The sequence below is a fragment of the Kitasatospora sp. NPDC059722 genome (genome assembly GCF_042733235.1).
GTDB lineage: Bacteria > Actinomycetota > Actinomycetes > Streptomycetales > Streptomycetaceae > Kitasatospora.
Map to the genome: position 1 here is coordinate 13,700 of NZ_JBHWGD010000025.1, position 2,025 is coordinate 15,724.

A 2,025-nucleotide genomic window follows, 5' to 3' on the forward strand; every position below is an offset into this window, starting at 1 on the left:
TTTTTGCGCGTGGTTCTGCGCCACAACACCCCCAAGAAGCCCCACCTGGGCCTCCCCCCTCATAACTGGGTGCCCGCCCCTGCGGGGAATCGCGGGCGCCGCTAGACGATGAGGCTCAGCGGCATGATCAGGGCGATCGCCACGACCGAGATCACCGTCTCCATCACCGACCAGGACTTCAGCGTCTGGCCGACGCTCATCCCGAAGTACTCCTTCACCAGCCAGAAGCCGGCGTCGTTGACGTGCGAGAGGAACAGCGAGCCGGCGCCGATCGCGAGGACCAGCAGCGCCGCGTGGGTCGAGGACATGTTCGCCGCGAGCGGGGAGACGATGCCGGCCGCGGTGATGGTGGCGACCGTCGCCGAACCGGTGGCCAGGCGGATCAGCACGGCGATCAGCCAGCCCAGCAGCAGCGCCGAGACGTGCCACTTGCCGGACCACTCGCTGACCGCGTTGCCGACGCCGACGTCGATCAGGGTCTGCTTGAAGCCGCCGCCGGCACCGACGATGAACACGATGCCGGCGATCGGGCCCAGCGACTTCCCGACGGTGTCGGAGATCCGGGCCCGGTCGAAGCCCGCCGCCCGGCCGAGGGTCAGCATCCCGAGCAGGGTCGCGGCCAGCAGCGCGATCAGCGGCGAGCCGACGAAGTCGAACACCCGCTGGCCGAGCGCCTTCGGGTCGTCGATCACGACGTCCGCGAGCGCCTTGCCGAGCATCAGCGCGACCGGCAGCAGGATGGTCGCCAGGACCGCGCCGAACGACGGCGTGCGCTCGGGCTTCGCGGTCTCCTCCGGGGCGGTGGCGGCCGGGATCTCCAGCGGGCCCACCCAGCGCTCCGCCACCCGGGCGAACAGCGGGCCGGCGATGATCAGGGTCGGGATCGCGATCACCAGGCCGAGCGCCAGGGTGATGCCGAGGTCCGCCTTCAGCGCGTCGACGGCCACCAGCGGGCCCGGGTGCGGGGGCACCAGGCCGTGCAGCACCGACAGGCCGGCGAGGGCGGGGATGCCGATCCGCATCAGCGGCACGTTGCCGCGGCGCGCCACCAGCAGCACGATCGGGATCAGCAGCACGACGCCGACCTCGAAGAACAGCGGCAGCCCGAGCACCGCCGCGATCAGCGCCATCGCCCAGGGCAGCGCCTTGCGGCCGGACCTGGCCAGCACGGTGTCCGCGATGATGTTGGCGCCGCCCGAGTCGGCGAGCAGCTTGCCGAGCATCGCGCCGAGGCCGATCAGCAGGCCGACGCTCGCCACGGTCGAGCCGAAGCCCGTCGAGAAGCTGGTCAGCAGCTTGTCGAACGGCACCCCGGCGACCGCGGCCAGCAGGCCGGACCCGAGCGTGAGGGCGAGGAACGGGTGCAGCTTCAGCTTGGTGATCAGCAGGACGATCGCACCGATGCTCAGCAGCACCGCGACCAGCAGCTGGGAGTCGCTGCCGGTGTGCGGCAGGGCCGGTGGGGCGGCCGCCAGCAGAGTGGGGGACATACTCACGCGAGGTCTCCATTGACGGGCCGCAGCAGCGCCACGGCCATCTCGACGAGTTCTTCGGGGGACGGGCCGACGTCCAGGACGGCGCCGCGCTCGTCCGCGCCCAGGGGTTCGAGCGCGGCGTACTGGGAGTCGAGCAGCGACGGCGGCATGAAGTGGCCGGTGCGGTGGGCGAGCCGGTCCTCGACCAGCTCGTGACCGCCGCTCAGGTGCAGGAAGAAGGCGCCCGGGCAGGCCGCGCGCAGGGTGTCGCGGTAGCGCCGCTTCAGCGCCGAACAGGTGACCACACCGCCGTCGCCGGACTCGGCACGCCCTCCGAGCCAGCCGCCGAGGGCCCGCAGCCAGGGGGCGCGGTCCTCGTCGTCCAGCGGGATGCCCGCCGACATCTTGGCGATGTTGGCCGCCGGGTGGAAGTCGTGCGCGCCGGGGGGCGGGGGGGCCGCGGGGTGGGCCCCGAGAAGCGCCCGCGCGGTGTTTACCCCAACCCTCAAACCCCACCACCCACAAACAGACTCATATAAAAAACACAAAC

At 71.8% G+C, this 2,025-nt stretch carries 2 protein-coding genes; both read right to left on the reverse strand.

Features of this window, described 5'->3' with window-relative positions; genetic code table 11:
* Positions 1–101 precede the first annotated feature (101 nt).
* A complete protein-coding gene (locus ACFV4F_RS18035; protein ID WP_380498687.1) occupies positions 102–1,490 on the reverse strand; it encodes a gluconate:H+ symporter in 1,389 nt (462 codons plus the stop codon).
* Positions 1,491–1,492: 2 nt separating this feature from the next.
* Positions 1,493–2,023, reverse strand: coding sequence for a gluconokinase (locus ACFV4F_RS18040; protein ID WP_380503527.1), 531 nt, complete (start codon positions 2,021–2,023; stop codon positions 1,493–1,495).
* Positions 2,024–2,025: the final 2 nt, after the last annotated feature.

What these genes read in the sequence shown, in the direction of transcription:
- ACFV4F_RS18035 (WP_380498687.1), bottom strand. Translation starts at nt 1,490, where the DNA reads ATGTCCCCCACTCTGCTGGCGGCCGCCCCACCGGCCCTGCCGCACACC.